19 protein-coding genes are annotated in these 19,154 nt (G+C 72.4%); 14 read left to right on the top strand and 5 right to left on the bottom strand.

Translation table 11 applies throughout. From position 1 onward, the window contains the following. The first annotated feature begins 53 nt into the window (after positions 1 to 53). From ACFY1J_RS31740 to mug, 10 genes are all read left to right on the top strand, one after another. On the top strand, positions 54 to 869 hold the full coding sequence (locus ACFY1J_RS31740) for an ABC transporter ATP-binding protein (protein ID WP_390710399.1): 816 nt from the start codon (positions 54 to 56) through the stop codon (positions 867 to 869). A gap of 4 nt (positions 870 to 873) precedes the next feature. Beyond that, the gene (locus ACFY1J_RS31745; RefSeq protein WP_390732436.1) at positions 874 to 3,441 is read left to right on the top strand and encodes an ABC transporter permease; all 2,568 of its coding nucleotides are present in this window, start codon (positions 874 to 876) and stop codon (positions 3,439 to 3,441) included. 110 nt (positions 3,442 to 3,551) lie between these two features. Continuing rightward, positions 3,552 to 4,439: an LLM class F420-dependent oxidoreductase gene (locus ACFY1J_RS31750; protein ID WP_390710397.1), complete on the top strand. Its 888-nt coding sequence runs from the start codon at positions 3,552 to 3,554 to the stop codon at positions 4,437 to 4,439. 57 nt (positions 4,440 to 4,496) lie between these two features. Continuing rightward, positions 4,497 to 4,922 (top strand): GNAT family N-acetyltransferase, encoded by a 426-nt coding sequence (locus tag ACFY1J_RS31755; protein ID WP_390710396.1) that lies wholly within the window; start codon positions 4,497 to 4,499, stop codon positions 4,920 to 4,922. A 152-nt stretch (positions 4,923 to 5,074) separates the two neighbouring features. After that, the gene (locus tag ACFY1J_RS31760; protein ID WP_390710395.1) at positions 5,075 to 6,415 is read left to right on the top strand and encodes a hemolysin family protein; all 1,341 of its coding nucleotides are present in this window, start codon (positions 5,075 to 5,077) and stop codon (positions 6,413 to 6,415) included. After that, the gene (locus ACFY1J_RS31765) at positions 6,412 to 7,425 is read left to right on the top strand and encodes a hemolysin family protein (protein ID WP_390710394.1); all 1,014 of its coding nucleotides are present in this window, start codon (positions 6,412 to 6,414) and stop codon (positions 7,423 to 7,425) included. The genes ACFY1J_RS31760 and ACFY1J_RS31765 overlap by 4 nt, the downstream gene beginning before the upstream one ends. A gap of 70 nt (positions 7,426 to 7,495) precedes the next feature. Further along, positions 7,496 to 8,287, top strand: coding sequence for an SGNH/GDSL hydrolase family protein (locus tag ACFY1J_RS31770; RefSeq protein WP_390710393.1), 792 nt, complete (start codon positions 7,496 to 7,498; stop codon positions 8,285 to 8,287). 5 nt (positions 8,288 to 8,292) lie between these two features. Then, on the top strand, positions 8,293 to 8,658 hold the full coding sequence (locus tag ACFY1J_RS31775; RefSeq protein ID WP_390710392.1) for a DUF4326 domain-containing protein: 366 nt from the start codon (positions 8,293 to 8,295) through the stop codon (positions 8,656 to 8,658). Between the two features lie 129 nt (positions 8,659 to 8,787). After that, on the top strand, positions 8,788 to 10,230 hold the full coding sequence (gene purB / locus ACFY1J_RS31780; RefSeq protein ID WP_390710391.1) for an adenylosuccinate lyase: 1,443 nt from the start codon (positions 8,788 to 8,790) through the stop codon (positions 10,228 to 10,230). Between the two features lie 92 nt (positions 10,231 to 10,322). Beyond that, positions 10,323 to 10,811 (top strand): G/U mismatch-specific DNA glycosylase, encoded by a 489-nt coding sequence (mug, locus tag ACFY1J_RS31785; RefSeq protein WP_390732437.1) that lies wholly within the window; start codon positions 10,323 to 10,325, stop codon positions 10,809 to 10,811. 4 nt (positions 10,812 to 10,815) lie between these two features. Here the strand turns inward: mug and ACFY1J_RS31790 are convergent, their stop codons facing one another. Genes ACFY1J_RS31790 through ACFY1J_RS31800 form a run of 3 tightly spaced genes read right to left on the bottom strand, consistent with a single transcriptional unit; the run spans position 10,816 to position 12,943 of the window. Continuing rightward, positions 10,816 to 11,256, bottom strand: coding sequence for a hypothetical protein (locus ACFY1J_RS31790; protein ID WP_390710389.1), 441 nt, complete (start codon positions 11,254 to 11,256; stop codon positions 10,816 to 10,818). A 41-nt stretch (positions 11,257 to 11,297) separates the two neighbouring features. Continuing rightward, on the bottom strand, positions 11,298 to 12,020 hold the full coding sequence (locus ACFY1J_RS31795) for an ABC transporter permease (RefSeq protein WP_390732438.1): 723 nt from the start codon (positions 12,018 to 12,020) through the stop codon (positions 11,298 to 11,300). A 2-nt stretch (positions 12,021 to 12,022) separates the two neighbouring features. Beyond that, on the bottom strand, positions 12,023 to 12,943 hold the full coding sequence (locus tag ACFY1J_RS31800; protein WP_390710387.1) for an ATP-binding cassette domain-containing protein: 921 nt from the start codon (positions 12,941 to 12,943) through the stop codon (positions 12,023 to 12,025). A 107-nt stretch (positions 12,944 to 13,050) separates the two neighbouring features. On the opposite strand from ACFY1J_RS31800, the gene ACFY1J_RS31805 reads away from it, so the two are divergent. The 3 genes from ACFY1J_RS31805 (at position 13,051) to ACFY1J_RS31815 (ending at position 16,270) form a co-directional block, all read left to right on the top strand. Then, complete coding sequence (locus tag ACFY1J_RS31805; RefSeq protein WP_390710386.1) at positions 13,051 to 14,199, top strand: sensor histidine kinase; 1,149 nt, start codon at positions 13,051 to 13,053, stop codon at positions 14,197 to 14,199. 151 nt (positions 14,200 to 14,350) lie between these two features. After that, positions 14,351 to 15,013: a response regulator transcription factor gene (locus ACFY1J_RS31810; RefSeq protein WP_263206198.1), complete on the top strand. Its 663-nt coding sequence runs from the start codon at positions 14,351 to 14,353 to the stop codon at positions 15,011 to 15,013. Positions 15,014 to 15,112: 99 nt separating this feature from the next. Next, positions 15,113 to 16,270: an ROK family transcriptional regulator gene (locus ACFY1J_RS31815; RefSeq protein ID WP_363299917.1), complete on the top strand. Its 1,158-nt coding sequence runs from the start codon at positions 15,113 to 15,115 to the stop codon at positions 16,268 to 16,270. Positions 16,271 to 16,404: 134 nt separating this feature from the next. Here ACFY1J_RS31815 and ACFY1J_RS31820 read toward each other — a convergent pair whose 3' ends face one another. Then, a complete protein-coding gene (locus ACFY1J_RS31820) occupies positions 16,405 to 17,166 on the bottom strand; it encodes a GntR family transcriptional regulator (RefSeq protein ID WP_390710385.1) in 762 nt (253 codons plus the stop codon). Positions 17,167 to 17,405: 239 nt separating this feature from the next. Continuing rightward, positions 17,406 to 18,290 (bottom strand): RNA polymerase sigma-70 factor, encoded by an 885-nt coding sequence (locus tag ACFY1J_RS31825; protein ID WP_390710384.1) that lies wholly within the window; start codon positions 18,288 to 18,290, stop codon positions 17,406 to 17,408. Between the two features lie 122 nt (positions 18,291 to 18,412). Between ACFY1J_RS31825 and ACFY1J_RS31830 the strand changes: the two genes are divergently transcribed. Continuing rightward, positions 18,413 to 19,066 (top strand): NADPH-dependent F420 reductase, encoded by a 654-nt coding sequence (locus ACFY1J_RS31830; protein WP_390710383.1) that lies wholly within the window; start codon positions 18,413 to 18,415, stop codon positions 19,064 to 19,066. Positions 19,067 to 19,154: the final 88 nt, after the last annotated feature.

Here is a 19,154-nt window from a genome sequence, read left to right on the forward strand (position 1 = left end):
AGGCTCGGCCGCGGCAAGGGAGTGCTGAAGTCCAGGCGAGCGAGGAGGCGGCCTTGTCCACACCTGCTGCGGAGCACCCGCCGGGGCGGTCGGCCGACGGGACCGCCGCCCGCGCGCGCGGTCTGACGAAGGCGTACGGCTCGGGCGAGACCACGGTGCGCGCCCTCGACTCGGTGGACGTGGACATAGCCCGTGGCCGCTTCACCGCGGTCATGGGGCCCTCGGGCTCCGGCAAGTCAACCCTCATGCACTGTCTGGCGGGGCTCGACAGCGTCTCCGCCGGTCAGGTGTGGCTCGGCGACACTGAGATCACGGGTCTGAAGGAGCGGGAGCTGACCCGGCTGCGCCGGGACCGGATCGGCTTCATGTTCCAGTCGTTCAACCTCATCCCGACGCTGAACGCGGCCGAGAACATCACCCTGCCCATGGACATCGCGGGCAAGAAGCCCGACGAGAAGTGGCTGGACCAGGTCATCGACACCCTCGGACTGCGCGACCGGCTGGGGCACCGGCCCACGCAGCTGTCCGGCGGTCAGCAGCAGCGCGTCGCCTGTGCGCGGGCGCTGGCCTCCCGGCCCGAGCTGATCTTCGCCGACGAGCCGACCGGCAACCTCGACTCGCGCGCCGGTCTCGAAGTGCTGGGGATCCTGCGGGACGCCGTGGACGACCTCGGGCAGACGGTCGTCATGGTGACCCACGACCCGGGCGCGGCCGCCCACTCCGACCTGGTCCTCTTCCTCGCCGACGGGCGGATCGTGGACCGGATGGAGCAGCCGACGGCGGAGGCGGTCCTGGAGCGGATGAAGCGGTTCGACGTGGCGCGCGGCTCGTTCGACGGCGACGGCGACGGCGCCGCCGAGGAGGACTGACCCGGTGCTGAAGGCAACTCTCAGAAGCTTCCTCGCCCACAAGGGACGGCTGCTGCTGTCCGCGCTGGCCGTCGTCCTGTCCGTGGCGTTCGTCGCGGGCAGCCTGATCTTCTCCGACACGGTCAGCCGCACCTTCGACCGGCTCTTCGCCTCCACGGCCGCCGATGTGACGGTGGGGCCGAAGGAGGACCTCAAGTCGTCCGTGCCGACCGGCGCCGTGCAGACCGTCCCCGCGGCCCTCGCGGACCGGGTCGCGAAGGTGGACGGGGTCGCGGCGGCCCACGCGGACGTGTCCGTGCAGAACATCGTGGTGGTGGACAGCAGGAACAAGTCCGTCGGCCCGACCACGGGCGCCCCGACCATCGCCACCGACTGGTACGTCACCGACCGCAGTCCGGTGAAGCTGACCTCCGGCCACGCCCCGCGCGGCGCGGGCGAGGCGCTCCTCGACGCGGACACCGCCGACAAGAAGCACGTACGGATCGGCGACACGCTCACGGTGCAGGCGCAGCCGGGCACCTTCGAGGTGCGGGTCGTCGGCATCGCCACCTTCACCACCACCAACCCGGGCGCGGCGCTCGTCTTCCTCGACCCCGCCGTCGCCGCCCGCGAACTGCTCGGCTCCGCCGACCGGGCCACCGCCATCTCGGCGGACGCGGCGAAGGGCGTGACCGACGACGTGCTCAAGCAGCACGTCGGCCAGGCGATCGGCACCGGCGGCTACGACCTGAAGACCGCCGACGAACAGGCCAAGTCGGACGCCGCCGACCTCGGCGGATTCCTCGACGTGATCAAGTACGTGATGCTCGGCTTCGCCGGGATCGCGGTCCTGGTCGGCATCTTCCTGATCGTCAACACCTTCTCCATGCTGATCGCCCAGCGCACCCGCGAACTGGGCCTGCTGCGTGCCCTGGGCGCCGACCGGCGCCAGGTGCGGCGGTCCGTGCTGACCGAGGCGGTGCTGCTCGGCGTGGTCGGCTCCACGCTGGGTCTGGCGGCCGGGATCGGGCTCGCATTCGGTCTGATCAAGCTGATGAGCGCGTTCGGCATGAACCTCAAGGCCACCGAGATGGTCGTCGGATGGCCGACCCCCGTCGCGGCGTACGTCGTCGGTGTCGGCGTCACCTTCGTCGCGGCGTATCTGCCCGCCCGGCGCGCGGCGACCGTGTCGCCGATGGCGGCGCTCGCGGACGCCGAGATCGCCGGTGTGGGGCGGCCGTTGCGGGCACGGGCGATCGTCGGATCCGTCGTCGGGGCGGCCGGCGCGGCCGCGCTCGCCGGCTGCGCGACGGCGACCAGAACGAGTTCGGCGGCCTCGTTCCTCGGCCTCGGTGTCGTCCTGACGCTCATCGCGACCGTGATCGCCGGACCACTGCTCGTCCGGCCGGTGATCCGCGTCCTCGGCGGGGCCTTCCCCGCGCTGTTCGGTTCCATCGGCCGGATGAGCCAGCGCAACGCGCTGCGCAACCCGCGCCGCACCGGCGCCACCGCGGCAGCCCTGATGGTCGGACTGGCCCTGGTCGGCGGGATGTCGGTGGCGAGCGCCTCCATGTCCAAGTCGTTCGACCAGCAGATCGACAAGACGCTCGGCGCCGACTTCGTCGTGCAGAACAGCAACTTCCTGCCGTTCACGAAGGAGATCACCGACAAGGTGCGCGGCACGGAGGGGGTGGGCCTGGTCGTACGGCAGCGGTTCGCGCCCGTGGCGGTGCGGCTGCCGGACGGCAAGCGGATCAAGACGACCGCCGCCGGTTACGACTCCCGGGTCGACGACGTCGCCCACGTCACCTACGCGAGCGGCAACACCGCGGCCGCGCTGGCGGACGGCAGCCTCGGCATGGACTCCGACTTCGCCAAGGACCACAAGGTGCGCCTCGGCAGTGTGATCCCGGTCGAGTTCCCGGGCGGCCGGACGACCGAGATGAAGGTCGGCGCGCTCACCGACCAGGCCGGCTCCGGCGGGTTCGGCATGCAGGGCGGGCTGTTCTTCGGCATCGGCACGGCCGAGAAGTACGTGCCCGGCGGCCAGGACGCGTCGCTGTACGTCAACAAGTCCTCCGGCACCTCCGCCGACCAGCTGCGCTCGCGTCTGGAGAAGACCCTTGCCGCGTATCCGCAGGTGCAGGTGCGCGACCAGGCCGACTACAAGAAGCTGGTCCACGACCAGATCGCGGTGCTGCTCTACCTGGTGTACGCGCTGCTCGGCCTCGCGATCGTCATCGCGGTACTGGGTGTCGTCAACACCCTCGCCCTGTCGGTGGTGGAACGTACGCGGGAGATCGGCCTGCTGCGCGCGATCGGGCTCGCCCGGCGGCAGCTGCGCCGGATGATCCGGCTGGAGTCGGTGGTGATCGCGGTGTTCGGCGCGGTCCTGGGGCTGGCGCTGGGACTGGTGTGGGGCGTGTGCACCCAGCAGGTGCTGGCGCTGCAGGGCATGACGGCGCTCGCGATCCCCTGGGGCACGATCGTCGCGGTCGTCATCGGCTCCGCGGTCGTGGGCATCGTGGCGGCACTGCTGCCGGCGTTGCGTGCCTCCCGCATGAATGTGCTGGCGGCCATCGCGCACGAGTGACGAAGGTGCCGGCGGCCGCCGCGCACGCGTAAGGAACGTGCCGGCGGCCATCGCCCGCGGGTGATGGAATCGCGGCGGAGTCTCAAGTCACGTACCGTCGAGGAGAGTTCATGCCGCGTCCGTTCCGCTTCGGGGTCAACCTGCTCACTCCCGCGCCGACCGCACAGTGGCGTGCCAAGTGCCGGCGTGCCGAGGAACTCGGGTACGACGTGATCCTCGTCCCCGACCACCTCGGCATGCCCGCGCCGTTCCCGGCGCTGGTGGCGGCCGCCGAGGCGACCGAGCGGACGCGCCTGGGCACGTTCGTGCTCAACGCGGGCTTCTGGAACCCGACGCTGCTGGCCCGTGAGGTGGCGACGACCGACGCGCTGACCGGCGGCCGCCTGGAACTCGGCCTCGGCACCGGCTATGTACAGGCGGAGCACGACACGGCCGGCCTGCCCTACGGCTCGGCGCGCGAGCGGGTGGACCATCTCCGGCGCACGGTGGAGGAACTGGACCGGCTGCTCGGCTCCGCGGACCACCAGCCCCGCCCGGCTCAGCCACGGGTCCCGCTGCTGATCGGCGGCAACGGCGACCGTGTCCTGCGCCTGACCGCCGAGCACGCCGACATCGCCGGCTTCACGGGGGTCGGGCTGGTGCCGGGGAGCACGACGGGACGGCTGCGGCCCATGACACCCGGGGAGCTGGACGAGCGTGTGGGCCGCTACCGGGAACTGGCGGCCGCACGAACCGAGCCCGCCGAGCTGAACCTGCTCCTCCAGACGGTGGCCCTCACCGACGACCCCGGAACCGCGCTCGAACCGCTGCTGGAGCGCCAGCCGCAGCTCACCGCCGAACAGGCGCTGGAGCTGCCCGTCGTGCTGGCCGGTCCCCTGGAGCGGCTCGTCGAGCAGGTGCGGGCGCGGCGCGAGCGGTACGGGTTCTCGTATCTGACCGTGCTGGAGCCGTACATGGAGGAGTTCGCGCCGGTGATCGCGGAGTTGCGTGGCAAGTAGCCGTCCGCATGCCGGAATTCCGCGTCGGGTTCCATGGCCCGTGGTGTGATCGTCCGCATGACGGAACTGCGTGTACGGGCCGCCGGCCCCGAGGACCTCGACACCGTGCTGGCCTTCTGGAAGTCGGCCGCGGAGGGCACGAGCATCAGCGACGACCGGGACGGTGTGGAGCGGCTGGTCGCCCGCGACCCCGGGGCGCTCATCCTGGCGGAGCTGGGCGGGGAGCTGGTCGGCACGGTGATCGCGGGCTTCGACGGCTGGCGCTGTCATCTGTACCGGCTCGCGGTGCATCCCGGGCGGCGGCGGCAGGGCATCGGCTCGGCGCTCCTGGCCGCCGCCGAGGAGCGGTTCGTACGGCTGGGCGGCCGGCGCGGGGACGCCATGGTACTGGTCCGCAACGAGACCGCTCAGCACGCCTGGCGGGCGGCCGGGTACGCGCCGGAGGAGCACTGGCGGCGCTGGGTGAAGCCGCTGACCGACTGAGCCACTTTGCCGGTCCTTTACTATTGAGGGAACGACTCCGGCCACTCGGCCTCCGACGAAAGGTGTGAGCGTCCGCCCATGGGCGAGCCTTCCGGCCAACGACATCGCGCGTTCCCCCCTGCCCTGTCCGACGATGGGACGGAGGTGACCCGATGACCGAAGTGCTCCTCCTGCTCGTGGCGGTGCTGCTCTCGATCGCCTGTGGTGCCTTCGTCGCCGCCGAGTTCTCGCTGACCACGGTCGAGCGCGGCGAGCTGGAGCGGGCCGTCGAACGCGGCGAGCGCGGCGCGGCGGGCGCCCTCAAGGCCGTACGGAGTCTGACGTTCCAGCTTTCCGGCGCGCAGCTCGGGATCACCGTCACCAACCTGGTGGTCGGCATGCTCTCCGAGCCGTCGATCGCCAAACTGATCGCGGGGCCGCTGGAGGCGCTCGGGCTCTCCTCGGGCACGGCGAGCTCGGTCGCGCTGGTGCTGGGCACGGCTCTGTCGACCGTGTTCCTGATGGTCGTCGGCGAGCTGGTGCCCAAGAACTGGGCGATCTCCTCGCCGCTGGCCGTGGCGAAGCGGGTGGGCAATCCGCAGCGTCTGTTCAGCGCCGCCTTCCGCCCCTTCATCACCCACCTCAACAACACGGCCAACCATGTGGTGCGCCGTTTCGGCGTCGAGCCCGCCGAGGAGCTGGCCTCCGCGCGCGGGCCCCAGGAGCTGGTGGCGCTGGCCCGGCACTCCGCCAAGGAGGGCGCCCTGGAGGCGGACACCGCCGAACTGTTCGTACGGACCCTGAACCTCGCCGACCTCAGCTCGGAGAACGTGATGACGCCGCGCGTCCAGGTCGTCGCCCTGGATGTCCAGGCCACCTGCGAGGACGTGGCGAACGCGACCCGGGCGACCGGACTGTCCCGGTTCCCCGTGTACCGCGGCAGCCTCGACTCGGTCGTCGGCATCGCCCACATCAAGGACGTCCTGGCCCTGCCCGCCGACGAGCGGCCGCACCGGCCCGTCTCCCAGGTGATGCGCGAGCCCCTGCTGGTTCCCGAGTCGCTCACCGTCGACCGGCTCCTCGACCGGCTCTCCGGCAAGCGCACGATGGCCGTGGTCATCGACGAGTACGGCGGTACGGCGGGCGTCGCGACCCTGGAGGACATCGTCGAGGAGGTCGTCGGCGAGGTGCGGGACGAGCACGACCCGCACGAGACCCCCGATCTCGCCCCCGCCGGGGCCGACGAGGAGGGCCGAGCGCTGTACTCGGCGGACGGTGCCGCCCGCACGGACCAGCTCGCGCGCGTCGGCCTCCGGGCGCCCGAGGGGCCGTACGAGACACTGGCCGGCCTCATCGCGACCGCGCTGGGCCGCATACCGCGCACCGGTGACCGCGTCGAGGTGGCCGGATGGCGGCTGGACGTGGTGGACGCGTCGGGGCGCCGGGCGGCCCGGGTGCTGCTGCACGCGCCGCTCGACGACGAACAGAGTACGCAGGGGGAGGGCGCGAAGTGACCGCCGTACAGTTGCTGATCGGTCTGACGACACTGGTCGCCAACGCCTTCTTCGTCGCGGCCGAGTTCGCGCTGATCTCGGTGCGCCGCAGCCAGATCGAGCCGCACGCCGAGCAGGGCGACCGGCGCGCGAAGGCCGTGCTGTGGGGCCTGGAGCATGTGTCGGCGCTGCTGGCGGCCGCCCAGCTCGGCATCACGCTGTGCACGCTGGTGCTGGGTGTGGTCGCGGAGCCGGCGATCGCGCATCTCCTGGAGCCCGTGTTCCATGCGCTGGGCGTGCCCGAGGGTGCGGGTCACGTCGTGTCCTTCGTGATCGCGCTGACACTGGCGACGTATCTGCACATGCTGCTCGGCGAGATGGTGCCGAAGAACATCGCGCTCGCCGAACCGGTGCGCAGCGCGCTGCTGCTCGGCCCGCCCCTGGTCGCCCTGTCCCGTGCGCTGCGCCCGGTGATCTTCACGGTCAACGCCTTCGCGAACGGACTGCTCAAGCTGCTCAGGGTGGAGACCAAGGACGAGGTGGCGGCGACCTTCTCGGACGCGGAACTGGCCCAGATCGTCAAGGCCGCCGGCGACGCGGGCCTGATCGACGACCGGGCGCGGGAGCGGCTGCACGACGCCCTGGAGCTGGGCAGCCGACCGGTGCGGGACGTGGTGGTCCCGCTGGAACGCGTCGTCTACGCGCGCGTGGGTGTCACACCGGAGCAGGTGGAGCGGCTGTCGGCGGAGTCGGGCTTCTCCCGTTTCCCCGTGGTGGACGAGGGCCGTCGGATCGTGGGCTATCTGCACGTCAAGGACGCCCTGGACGCCTCGCCGCGGGACGAGGCGTTCCGGCTGCGGGACATGCGGCCGATCGCGCGCGTGCGGGAGAACACCCCGCTGGACGACGTGCTCACCGCGATGCGAGGGAGCCGTACGCATGTGGCGGGCGTGCTCGGCGCGGACGGACGGCTTGCGGGGCTGGTGACGATGGAGGACGTGCTGCGGGAGCTCTTCGGGCAGCATGCCTGACCGCTCCCGGGTCGGCGGTCCGGGGCCGACCGACCGCTGGGTATGGAGCCGGGATACCATCGCTGTCGCCATGCAGACGAATCCCACACACCCCACGCACACCAGCCTGGTCGCGGTCGGCGACTCCTTCACCGAGGGCATGTCGGACCTGCTGCCGGACGGCTCCTACCGGGGCTGGGCCGACCTCCTCGCGGCGCGGATGGCCGCCCGCAGCCCCGGCTTCCGGTACGCCAACCTGGCGGTGCGGGGCAAGCTGATCGGGCAGATCGTCGACGAGCAGATCGACGTGGCGGCGGCCATGAACCCCGATGTGATCACGCTGGTCGGCGGGCTCAACGACACGCTGCGGCCCAAGTGCGACATGGGACGGGTGAAGGGTCTGCTGACGGAGGCCGTGGAGCGCCTGGCGCCCGCGTGCGGGCAGCTGGTGCTGATGCGCAGCCCCGGCCGCCAGGGTCCGGTCCTGGAGCGGTTCCGGCCGCGCATGGAGGAGCTGTTCGCCTGCGTCGACGAGCTGGCGGAGCGGCACGGCGCCGTGGTGGTGGACCTCTACGGGGCGCCCTCGCTGGCCGACCCGCGGATGTGGGACGTGGACCGGCTGCATCTGACGGCCGAGGGGCACCGGCGGGTCGCCGAGGCGGTCTGGCAGACGCTCGGCTACTCGCCCGAGGACACCGAGTGGCGCACCGCGATGGCGGCCACGCCGCCACCGGGCTGGGTCACCCGGCGGGCCGCGGACGCGCGGTTCGCCAAGCAGCACCTGCTGCCGTGGATCGGCCGCCGGCTCACCGGCCGCTCGTCCGGGGACGGCCGCCCGGCGAAGCGGCCGGAGCTGCTGCCGTACGAGGGTCCGGCGGCGTAACGGCCGTGACCACGCGGGTGATCAACCTCCGGGGCCGGATCCACGAGTTCGGCCCGCGGCTGGAGCACGCCCCCGAGGACGTGGTCCATGTCGGCCGGCGCTGGACGCTGGGCGGCTGGGACCTGCCCCGGCACCCGCTGTACAACCCCTTCGCCTACGACACCCCGAAGAAGAAGCGGCAGGGCACCCGGGCCGAGGTCATCGCGATGTACCGGGCGTACCTGCTGGAACGGCCCGAGCTGCTCGACCTGGTGCCGGAGCTGCGCGGGAAAAGGCTGGCCTGCTGGTGCGCACCCGAGCCGTGCCATGCGGACGTGCTGGCGGAACTGGCCGACACGGACTTCGTGTCCTGGGCCTCGGAGACGATGTGACCCGGGCGGCGGGGCGACGTGCCCTGGACCTCGGGGACGACGTGTCCTGGGCCTCACCGGCCCCTTGTAGGTTCCGCCGAACGGCCCCGTGGCGCTGGCCTGCATGAATCGCCAGTAGAATCCGTACACGTGACTTCAGCGCCCGCCAAGCCCCGCATCCCGAACGTCCTCGCCGGACGCTACGCCTCCGCCGAGCTCGCCACGCTCTGGTCCCCCGAGCAGAAGGTGAAGCTGGAGCGGCAGCTCTGGCTCGCCGTGCTGCGCGCCCAGAAGGACCTCGGCATCGAGGTGCCGGACGAGGCGATCGCCGACTACGAACGCGTCCTCGACACCGTCGACCTGGCCTCGATCGCCGAGCGCGAGAAGGTCACGCGGCACGACGTGAAGGCCCGCATCGAGGAGTTCAACGACCTCGCCGGGCACGAGCACGTGCACAAGGGCATGACGTCCCGCGACCTGACGGAGAACGTCGAGCAGCTGCAGATCCGGCTCTCGCTGGAGCTGATGCGCGACCGTACGGTGGCCGTCCTGGCGCGGCTGGGCAGGCTGGCCGGCGAGCACGCCGAGCTGGTCATGGCCGGCCGGTCCCACAATGTCGCCGCCCAGGCCACCACCCTCGGCAAGCGCTTCGCGACCGCGGCCGACGAGCTGCTCGTCGCCCACGGCCGCATCGAGGAGCTTCTGTCCCGCTACCCCCTGCGCGGCATCAAGGGTCCGGTCGGTACGGCGCAGGACATGCTGGACCTGCTGGGCGGCGACGCGTCGAAGCTCGCCGAGCTGGAGGACCGGATCGCGGCGCACCTCGGCTTCTCGCGGGCCTTCACCTCGGTCGGCCAGGTCTACCCGCGCTCGCTGGACTACGAGGTCGTGACCGCCCTGGTGCAGCTGGCGGCGGCGCCGTCCTCGCTGGCCAAGACGATCCGGCTGATGGCCGGGCACGAGCTGGTGACCGAGGGCTTCAAGCCCGGTCAGGTCGGCTCGTCCGCGATGCCGCACAAGATGAACACCCGCTCCTGCGAGCGCGTCAACGGCCTCATGGTCATCCTGCGCGGCTATGCCTCGATGACGGGCGAGCTGGCGGGCGACCAGTGGAACGAGGGCGACGTGTCCTGCTCGGTGGTGCGCCGGGTCGCCCTGCCGGACGCCTTCTTCGCGCTCGACGGTCTGCTGGAGACCTTCCTGACCGTGCTCGACGAGTTCGGTGCCTTCCCTGCGGTCGTCGCCCGTGAGCTCGACCGCTACCTGCCGTTCCTCGCCACCACCAAGGTGCTGATGGGCGCGGTGCGCGCGGGCGTCGGCCGTGAGGTGGCGCACGAGGCGATCAAGGAGAACGCGGTCGCCACCGCGCTCGCGATGCGCGAGCAGGGCGCCGAGCGCAACGACCTGCTGGACAAGCTGGCCGCCGACGAGCGCCTCCCGCTGGACCGCGCGCAGCTCGCCGAGCTGATGGCCGACAAGCTGTCCTTCACCGGCGCCGCCGCCGATCAGGTGGGTGTCGTCGTCGGCCGCATCCAGGAGATCGTCAAGCAGCACCCGGAGGCCGCCGGGTACACGCCGGGGGCGATCCTCTGACCCTCCCCCAAGCTCTCGGCTCCGCTCGAGCAGGGAGGTGCCCCCTTACCCAGGCGGAACTGGAGGCCGCCCGCGACCGACTCGTCCCCGACGTGGTCGCGGCCGGTCTCCAGGTGCTGTTCTGCGGGATCAACCCCGGGCTGATGACGGCGGCGACGGGTCACCACTTCGCCCGTCCCGGGAACCGGTTCTGGCCGGTGCTGCATCGGTCCGGGTTCACGCCGAGGCTGATGAAGCCCGCGGAGCAGCAGGAGTTGCCGGCGTACGGACTCGGCATCACCAACGTCGTGGCGCGGGCGACCGCACGGGCCGACGAGCTGACGCCTCAGGAGTACGTGGAGGGCGGGCGGCTGCTGTCGGCGAAGGTGACGCGACTGCGGCCGACGTGGCTGGCCGTGGTCGGGGTGACCGCCTACCGGGCCGCCTTCGGGGACCGCGGGGCCCAGGTGGGGCCGCAGGAGCGGACGATCGGGGACACGCGCGTGTGGGTGCTGCCCAATCCCAGCGGGCTGAACGCCCATTGGACGGCGGCGACGATGGCGGAGGAGTTCGGGCGGTTGCGGGAGGCCGCGCGGATCTGACGGGTCAGGGCGGGTCGGTCTCGGTGACCACCGCCAGCAGCTGGAAGGGCAGTTCGGTGTCCCACTGGGACACGCCCAGCGCGAGCCAGCGGCCCGACTCCGTCCGCCACAGATGCACATCGGGGACGTGCGAAGCGAGCGTGTCCCACGGCTCCGCCGGCTCCTCCCCCTCCGTGCCGCGCCGGAACACGCTGTCCAGGCTGAACACGTCCGCCGGTCCCCACCGCTCGGCGAGCCGCTCCGCCAACGCGTCCCGGTCGGCCTCGTACTGCGCCTCCGTCTCCTCCCGCTCGGTGCCGTCGTCCTCGTAGAAATCGCCGCTGGTCTCTAACTCGGCTATCAGGTACCCCGGCCCGCCCGTGCCCACATCGGTCCTGCCGTCCGCCTCGGGGAACTCCCGGGCGCACAGCCGCTCGATCACAGCAAGGCAGTTCGCGATGTCCATGTGATCCAGTAAAGCGGGCCCCACTGACAATTGGCGGGCTGTCAGGCATCCCTGCGCTGGATGCTCCAGGCTCCGGCGCACAGGGCCGCCGCCGCCCACAGCGCGGTCACCGCGAGCCCGGTCCAGGGTCCGAGGGAGCCGTCCCACGTGCTGTGCAGGGCCACTTGCCCGGCCCGGTCGGGCAGGTAGTCGGCAACACCCGCGGACAGGTCGCCGATGACGAAGGACACGATCAGCAGGAACGGGATCAGGATGGAGAGGGTCGCGACGCCGCTGCGCAGCACGGCCGCGAGTCCGGCGGCGAACAGTGCCATCAGCGTGAGGTGCAGGCCACAGCCGAGCACGCCGCGCACTCCCTCGGCCCAGCTCGGCCCGGAGGCGCCGAGGACGGCCTTGCCCACCAACAGGGTCACCACCCCGGTGACCAGTCCGACGGCGAGGACGGGCAGTGCGATCGCCGTGGCCTTCGCGGCGAACCAGCGCCGCCGGTCGGGCACGGCCGCCAGGGTCAGCCGCAGCGCGCCGCCCCGGAACTCCGAGGACAGGGCCGTCGTACCGAAGGCGATCGCGGCGATCTGCCCGAAACTGATGCCGAAGAACACCGAGAACAGCGGGTCCGCGTCGTCGGTGCCCGCATTCGCGGAGGCGGAGGCCAGCGCGGAGAAGGAGGCGGTGGCGACGAGGATCGCCACCAGGCTGCCGACGAGCGAGCGCAGCGTCCGGATCTTGATCCACTCCGCATGCAGAACGGGTGCGAAGGGCATGGTCAGGCCTCCTGGGGCTGGGTGGTGAACTCGGCCTCGGCCGCGGTCAGATCGAAGTAGGCCTGCTCCAAGGTGGCCTCCTGGGCGGCCAGTTCCAGTACGGGCACGCCCGCCCCGGACATGAGGCGGCCGAGGTCGTCCACGCGCGCGTGCCGTACGGTCCACGTCCCGTCCTCGCCGCGGGAGGCGTCGTGACCGTGCCGGGCGAGCAGGTCGCCGAGCGCGGCGTCGTCGGTGGTGCGGATCCTGACCTCGGGCCGTACGCGTGCGTGGATGAAGTCCTGGACGGGGGTGTCGGCGAGGAGGCGGCCGCGGCCGAGGATCACGAGGTGGTCGGCGAAGGCGGCGGTCTCGTGCATCAGATGGCTGGAGACCAGGACGGTCCGGCCGTCCGCCGCCAGGCCGCGCAGCAGGGTGCGGATCCAGACGATGCCCTCGGGGTCGAGGCCGTTGGCCGGCTCGTCCAGCAGGATCACCTGCGGGTCGCCGAGCAGGGCGGCGGCGATGCCGAGCCGCTGGCGCATACCGAGGGAATACGTCTTCACCCGGCGCCGGGCCACGGCGGCGAGTCCGGTCTGTTCCAGCACGGCGTCGATCCTGCGGTCCGGTATGCGGTTGCCGGCCGCGAGGGCACGCAGATGGTCGCGTGCGGTGCGGGAGCCGTGCGCGGCCCGCGCGTCGAGCAGGGCGCCCACCTTGCGCAGGGGCTCGTGGAGTTCACCGTAGGCGCGGCCGCCGATCGTGGCGGTGCCTGAGGTCGGCCGGTCCAGGCCGAGGACGAGCCGCATGGTGGTCGACTTTCCGGCGCCGTTGGGGCCGAGGAAGCCCGTGACGCGGCCGGGGCGGACGGGGAAGGTGAGTCGGTCCACGGCCCGCCGGCTGCCGTACTCCTTGGTGAGGTCTCGTACGTCGATGCTGGTCATGGCAACACCCTGACGCCTCACGGGCGTTGGTTCCTCCCCCGCCGGTGGAGATCCTCTCCCCCGCCCGGGGGAGGCCTGTTGTCGGTGCCACCTGCCACGATGGTCCGATGGCCCGCTTTCTGCGCCCGCTGACGCGGGGGACGACGTACACGCGGCTGCTGCATCTGTGGCTGCCGATGCTGATCTTCAGCGTGTGGATGTTCATCGACTCGTCGAAGCCGTGGGTGCCCGCGCTCGTGCTCGTTCCGTTCGGGCTCCTCCCGGTCGTGCGGATGGGCGAGGGCGTGCAGGCGCGGCTGCTGCTCACGCCCGGCGTGGCGGAGCCGGGGATCTCCGTGACGCCGTCGGCGACCTGGCCGGACCGGCTGCGCACGGTGCTGTGGATGGAGGTGCGGCTGGTCCTGGGCGTGGCCACCTCGATGGCCTCGGTGTGGCTGCCGTTGCTCGCGTACGAACTCGGCAGCATGGCGTGGGGACACGTTGCCGATGTCCCGGTACTGGACCGGGCGGAGCCGCACTGGGCCTACGCCTTGCTGATCCCGCTCCCCCTGGTCGCGCTCTACGGCGCCCTCGTCGGGCTCGGCGAGCTCGTGACCGCCGTCGCGCGGCGGCTGCTCGGTACGTCCGCGGCCGAGCGGCTCGCCGCCCTGGAGGAGCGGACCGAGCAGCTCCTGGAGCGCACCCGTATCGCCCGTGAGCTGCACGACTCCATCGGGCACGCGCTGACGGTGGCGGTGGTGCAGGCGGGCGCGGCGCGGACGGCCGGCGACCCGGAGTTCACCGACCGCGCCCTGAGCGCCATCGAGGAGACGGGGCGGGCCGCGCTGGAGGACCTGGAGCGGGTGCTGGGCGTCCTGCGCGAGTCGGAGCGACCGGTGAGCGGCCGGCCCACCCTGGCGGACGCCGACCGGCTCCTGGAATCCGCGCGCGCCTCCGGCGCCAAGGTCGACGCCGAGGTGACCGGTCCCGTGGAGACGGTGCCGGGACCGGTCTCCCGCGAGGGCTACCGCATCCTCCAGGAGGCGCTGACCAATGTGCTGCGCCATGCGGGGGACGTGCCCGTGCGGGTCCGTGTCACGGTGGCCGGGGGCACCCTCGCGCTGGAAGTACGCAATCCGCTCAAGGCTCCGGTACCCGGTCCCGGCCGGGGCAGCGGTCTGCGGGGCATACGCGAGCGCGCGGCCCTGCTCGGCGGCCGCGCGCACACCGGACCGCACGAGGGCGACTGGCAGGTGCACGCCGAACTGCCCTTGTGATCTAGGAAGGATCAGGTCGGCCGTGACGAACGGTGCGGTCTGCCGACCCGAGCGGGGTCATGGGGGTCCCCCTGCTCGAAGAGCTTGGGGGAGTGCGTGCCCGGCCCCGCGACGCTGGCATGATCCAAACGACATCCCCTAGGCTTGGCGGATGCCGGTCACCGTTCTCCTCGTCGACGACGAACCCCTGGTCCGCGCCGGTCTGCGAGCCGTGCTGGAGGCGCAGCCCGACATCGAGGTGGCCGGCGAGGCGGCCGACGGGGCGGCGGTGATCCCGTTGGTGCGGCAGCTGCGGCCCGATGTGGTCGCGATGGATGTACGGATGCCGCTGCTGGACGGGATCGAGGCCACGCGCGCGGTGCTGCGCACCGTCGACGATCCGCCGAAGATCCTGGTGGTGACCACGTTCGAGAACGACGAGTACGTGTACGAGGCGCTGCGCGCGGGCGCGGACGGGTTCCTGCTGAAGCGGGCCCGGCCCGCCGAGATCGTGCACGCCGTGCGGCTGGTCGCGGCGGGCGAGTCGCTGCTGTTCCCCGCGTCGGTGCGCCAACTCGCCGCGCAGTACGGCGACGGCGGTGGAAACCGGGCGGCGCGCGCCGTGCTGGAGCGGGCCCGGCTGACCGAGCGGGAGGCCGAGGTGCTGCGGCTGATGACCCGGGGGCTGTCGAACGCGGAGATCGCGGACCGGCTGGTCGTCGGCACCGAGACGGTCAAGTCGCATGTCAGCGCCGTACTGGCGAAGCTCGGCGCCCGCGACCGCACCCAGGCGGTGATCACGGCGTACGAGTCGGGGTTCGTGGCACCCGGTTGATCCGGTGCGCCCGCGCATCCGGGGCGGCCCGGCACTCGCCCGGTTCCGCCGTGCCGAGTACGATCCGCCCAACACGCGCACGAGCTGGGAGGACGGACGTTGGGGCGGCTGACCGGCGGCGATCCCTCGCTGCTGCGAAGGATCAATTCCGCAGTGGTGCTGCACGCGCTGCGTGCCACGGACTGTGCGACGCTCACCGAGATCACCCGGGTCACCGGACTGTCCCGGCCGACCGTCGAGGGCGTCGTCGAGGGGCTCATCGAGGGCGGTCTCGTCGTCGAGAAGGCCGCCGAGGAGGGCGTCACCCGGCGTCAGGGGCGGCCCGCGCGGCGCTTCCGGTTCCGGGCCGAGGCCGGACATCTGCTGGGCCTGGAGATCGGGGCGCACCGCGTCGCCGCGCTCCTGGCCGACCTCGACGGCCGGGTGCTGGGCGCGCAGGCCAAGGAGGTCGACGAGACGGCCGACGCGGACGAGCGCCTGGAGCGGCTGCGGACGGCCGTCGCCGAGCTGCTGCGCCGGGCCGGGGTACCGCGCGGCTCACTGCGTGCGGTGGGCGTCGGCGCACCGGGGATCGTCGAGGCCGACGGCACTGTGCGGCTCGGCACCGCGCTGCCCCAGTGGACGGGCCTGCGGCTCGGCGAGCGGCTCAGCCGCTCCTTCAAGTGCCCGGTCCTGGTCGAGAACGACGCCAACGCCGCGGCCGTCGCCGAGCACTGGAAGGGCGCCGCGACCGAGTCGGACGACGTCGTGTTCGTCCTGGCGGGACTGAGCCCGGGCGCCGGTTCGCTGATCGGCGGGCGGCTGCACCGCGGGTACGGAGGGGCGGCCGGAGAGATCGGCGCGCTGCATCTGCTGGGCCGGGAGGCGACCCCGGAGACGCTCCTGTCCACCACGGACGAGCCGCTGCACCCGCTGGACGAGCAGGCGGTGGCGGAGGTGTTCGCGCTCGCGCGCGAGGGCGACAAACGGGCCCGCGCGGCCGTCGACCGTTTCATCCAGCGGCTGGTCCACGACGTGGCGGCGCTGGTCCTGGCCCTCGACCCGGAGCTGGTGGTCGTCGGCGGCTGGGCGGCCGGTCTGGACGGCGTGCTGGAGCCGCTGCGCCATGAACTGGCCCGCTACTGTCTGCGGCCCCCCAAGGTGACGCTCTCCCTGCTGGGCGAGGCGGCCGTGGCCACGGGCGCGCTGCGGCTCGCCCTGGACCATGTGGAGGAGCAGTTGTTCGCGGTGGAGGGCACGGTGACCGCGCGCCGCTGAACTCCGGGGGACGGCGGGCACGGCGTACGGCTGCTGCGGAAAGTCGGGTGCTGCCGCGGATGACGGGAAAAGCGCCGCACCCCGGTGGGGTTCCGGGGCGCGGTCGGTGCGTGTCGGGGCGGAGGTGCGCGGGGTTACGAGGCCTGCCGCTCGGGGCCGTGGTGGATCTCCACGCCGCCGGAGTCGCCGAAGGTCAGCCGGCAGGTGTCCGCGCGGTAGGTGGCGACGGAGAGCGCGGCGGTGCGTCCCTCGGCGAAGAAGCGGGTGGTGACGACGAGGACGGGCGCGCCGGGAAGGCGGTCGAGTTCCTTGGCGTCGTCGGCGCGGGCCGAGCCGAGTTCCACGGAGCGGTCCTGGCCCTCCAGCTCCAGGCGCTGCAACTCGCGCAGCACGGCACGCGCGCGTGCGGCGCCGTTCGGTGCGTCGATCGCCGACAGGTCGGGCACCGAGGAGGCCGGGATGTAGAGCAGTTCGGCGGCGACCGGCTGGCCGTGGGAGACACGGGAGCGGCGCACGGTGTGCACGGGCTCCTCGGGGTCGGTCCCCAGGGCGGCGGCGACGGTGGCGGGCGGTGCCGTCCGCGTGCTGTCGGCGGGCTGCCAGGCGTCACCGGCGGCGCCCGGCCAGACGTGCTGCTCGGCGCCGACGGACACGCCGACGCGCGGCGGGGCGACGGTCGTCCCGACGCCACGGCGGCGCTGCAGCCGGCCTTCCAGCTCAAGCTGTTCGAGGGCCTGGCGGAGCGTGGCGCGGGCGACGCCGAAGCGGGCGGCGAGGTCGCGCTCGTTGGGCAGGATCTCGCCGACCGAGAACTCGGAGTCGAGTGCCTCACTGAGCACGGTCTTGAGGTGCCAGTACTTCGGTTCCGGCACCGATTCCAGCTGCGTGGTCCCCACCCTGTCCTCCGCAATCGCCGTGGTCCGGCGGCGTTTTTGGCGCCCTTGTTTATTAAAGGTTGTTGCACTTATCTGCGACCATAGGGCGGCCCCCACCCTTGGTCAAGACCAATCCTCGATCCCTTACGCAACGCACAGGACCGGCGCCGCGGAGCGTTCATTGAGCGTTCTCACGAGGCCGTGTTCGTGACATCGCGGCAAAGCTCCCCTCGCGTGACGGGAACCTCGGGCGGTACGGATCAGCGGGCGGCCAGGGACCGCAGCTTGTCGGGGTTGCGGATGACGTACACCGCGCGGACGACGCCGTCGGCGGCGTCGATCTGCAGCACGCTGTCGGGCTTGTCCCCGGACAGGGCCAGCACCGCGACGCCGCCGTTGACCTCCAGAAGGCGGAAGGACAGCCCGGCTCCGTCCTTGCGCGCGGCACCGATGACGAACCGGCCCACCTTGTCGGCGGTCTCCAGGATCCGCAGCGGTGCCTTCGCCTTGCCGCCGCTGTCGCCGACCAGGCGAACGTCGGGGGCCAGCAGCGACAGCAGGCCCTCGAGGTCACCCTCGGCCGCCGCGGCGAGGAACCGCTCCGTCAGGTCCCGGCGCTGGGCCGGGTCGACCTCATAGCGCGGCCGCCGCTCGTCGACGTGCCGACGGGCCCGCCCGGCGAGTTGACGCACCGCCGCCTCACCGCGGTCGAGCATGGCCGCGATGTCGGCGTACGGATAGGCGAACGCCTCCCGCAGCACGAACACGGCGCGCTCCAGCGGGGACAGCGACTCCAGCACGACGAGTACGGCGAGGGAGACGGAATCGGCCAGCACGGCGCGCTCCGCCGTGTCCGGGACGGTGTCGCCGAAGTCGGTGACGTACGGCTCCGGGAGCCACGGGCCGACGTACGCCTCGCCCCGCGCCCGGATCTGACGGAGCCGGTCGATGGCCAGCCGGGTGGTGACGCGCACCAGAAAGCCGCGCGGTTCGCGCACGTCGCCGCGGTCCGCGCCGGACCAGCGCAGCCAGGCGTCCTGGACCACGTCCTCCGCGTCGGCCACCCGCCCGAGCATGCGGTAGGCGACGCCCATGAGAACGGGACGGTGCTCCTCGAAGACGTCGGTCACGGTGTCGGCGCTCACGCCTCCATCCCATCCGACACAACGCGTGCTGTCCAGGCGGAATCGACCCGTCCAGGGCGCGCCCGGACCACAATGATCGGCGGACCGTCGGCGGTCGGCGGACAGGGCACGGGAGGTGGCCGATGCGGTACGCGGTGCTGGGCACGGGCGAGGTGGGCCGCACACTGGGGGGCAAGCTGGTGCGGTTGGGGCACGAGGTGACCCTGGGCTCGCGCACGAAGGACAATCCGGCCGCTCTGCAGTGGGCGCGGGAGGCGGGCGCCGGGGCGAGTGCCGGGACGTTCGCGGAGGCGGCCGCGGCCGCCGAGGTGATCGTGAACGCCGTGGGCGGCCGGGTGGCGCAGGCGGCTCTGGAGGCGGCCGGAGCGGCGAATCTCGACGGCAAGGTGGTCGTCGACGTCTCCAACCCGCTGGCCTTCGAGGAGGGGCAGCTGCGGCTGGACCCGGTCGAGTCGGACAGCGTGGGCGAGCGGCTCCAGCGGGCCTTCCCGCACGCGCGCGTGGTGAAGACGCTGAACACCGTCAACTGCCAGGTGATGGTGGATCCGGCGCGGGTGCCGGGCGAGCACCAGATGTTCCTGTGCGGGGAGGATGCCGACGCCAAGGAGCAGGTGACGGCCCTGCTCGGCGAGTTCGGCTGGCCGGCCGAAAGGGTCCTGGACCTTGGCGGTATCCGGGCGGCGCGTTCCCTGGAGATGTATCTGCCCCTGTGGATCAATCTGATGCAGAGCCTCGGCCACGCCGACTTCAACGTGCAGGTCCGCACGGCGCGTTGAGGCCCCTGACGCGGCACGACACGCCGCAACTGGGGGCTACCCGCCGGTAGCAATTGCTGACAAGCTGTCTACGGCGTCCATCGGCCAG

Source organism: Streptomyces sp. NPDC001406 (assembly GCF_042895285.1).
Lineage (GTDB): Bacteria > Actinomycetota > Actinomycetes > Streptomycetales > Streptomycetaceae > Streptomyces.

Coding starts and splice junctions, on each gene's coding strand:
- ACFY1J_RS31805 (WP_390710386.1), top strand. CDS start 13,051: ATGGCCCGCTTTCTGCGCCCGCTGACGCGGGGGACGACGTACACGCGG.
- ACFY1J_RS31770 (WP_390710393.1), top strand. CDS start 7,496: ATGCAGACGAATCCCACACACCCCACGCACACCAGCCTGGTCGCGGTC.
- ACFY1J_RS31795 (WP_390732438.1), bottom strand. CDS start 12,020: ATGCCCTTCGCACCCGTTCTGCATGCGGAGTGGATCAAGATCCGGACG.
- ACFY1J_RS31800 (WP_390710387.1), bottom strand. CDS start 12,943: ATGACCAGCATCGACGTACGAGACCTCACCAAGGAGTACGGCAGCCGG.
- ACFY1J_RS31760 (WP_390710395.1), top strand. CDS start 5,075: ATGACCGAAGTGCTCCTCCTGCTCGTGGCGGTGCTGCTCTCGATCGCC.
- ACFY1J_RS31750 (WP_390710397.1), top strand. CDS start 3,552: ATGCCGCGTCCGTTCCGCTTCGGGGTCAACCTGCTCACTCCCGCGCCG.
- ACFY1J_RS31755 (WP_390710396.1), top strand. CDS start 4,497: ATGACGGAACTGCGTGTACGGGCCGCCGGCCCCGAGGACCTCGACACC.
- ACFY1J_RS31810 (WP_263206198.1), top strand. CDS start 14,351: ATGCCGGTCACCGTTCTCCTCGTCGACGACGAACCCCTGGTCCGCGCC.
- ACFY1J_RS31830 (WP_390710383.1), top strand. CDS start 18,413: ATGCGGTACGCGGTGCTGGGCACGGGCGAGGTGGGCCGCACACTGGGG.
- ACFY1J_RS31790 (WP_390710389.1), bottom strand. CDS start 11,256: ATGGACATCGCGAACTGCCTTGCTGTGATCGAGCGGCTGTGCGCCCGG.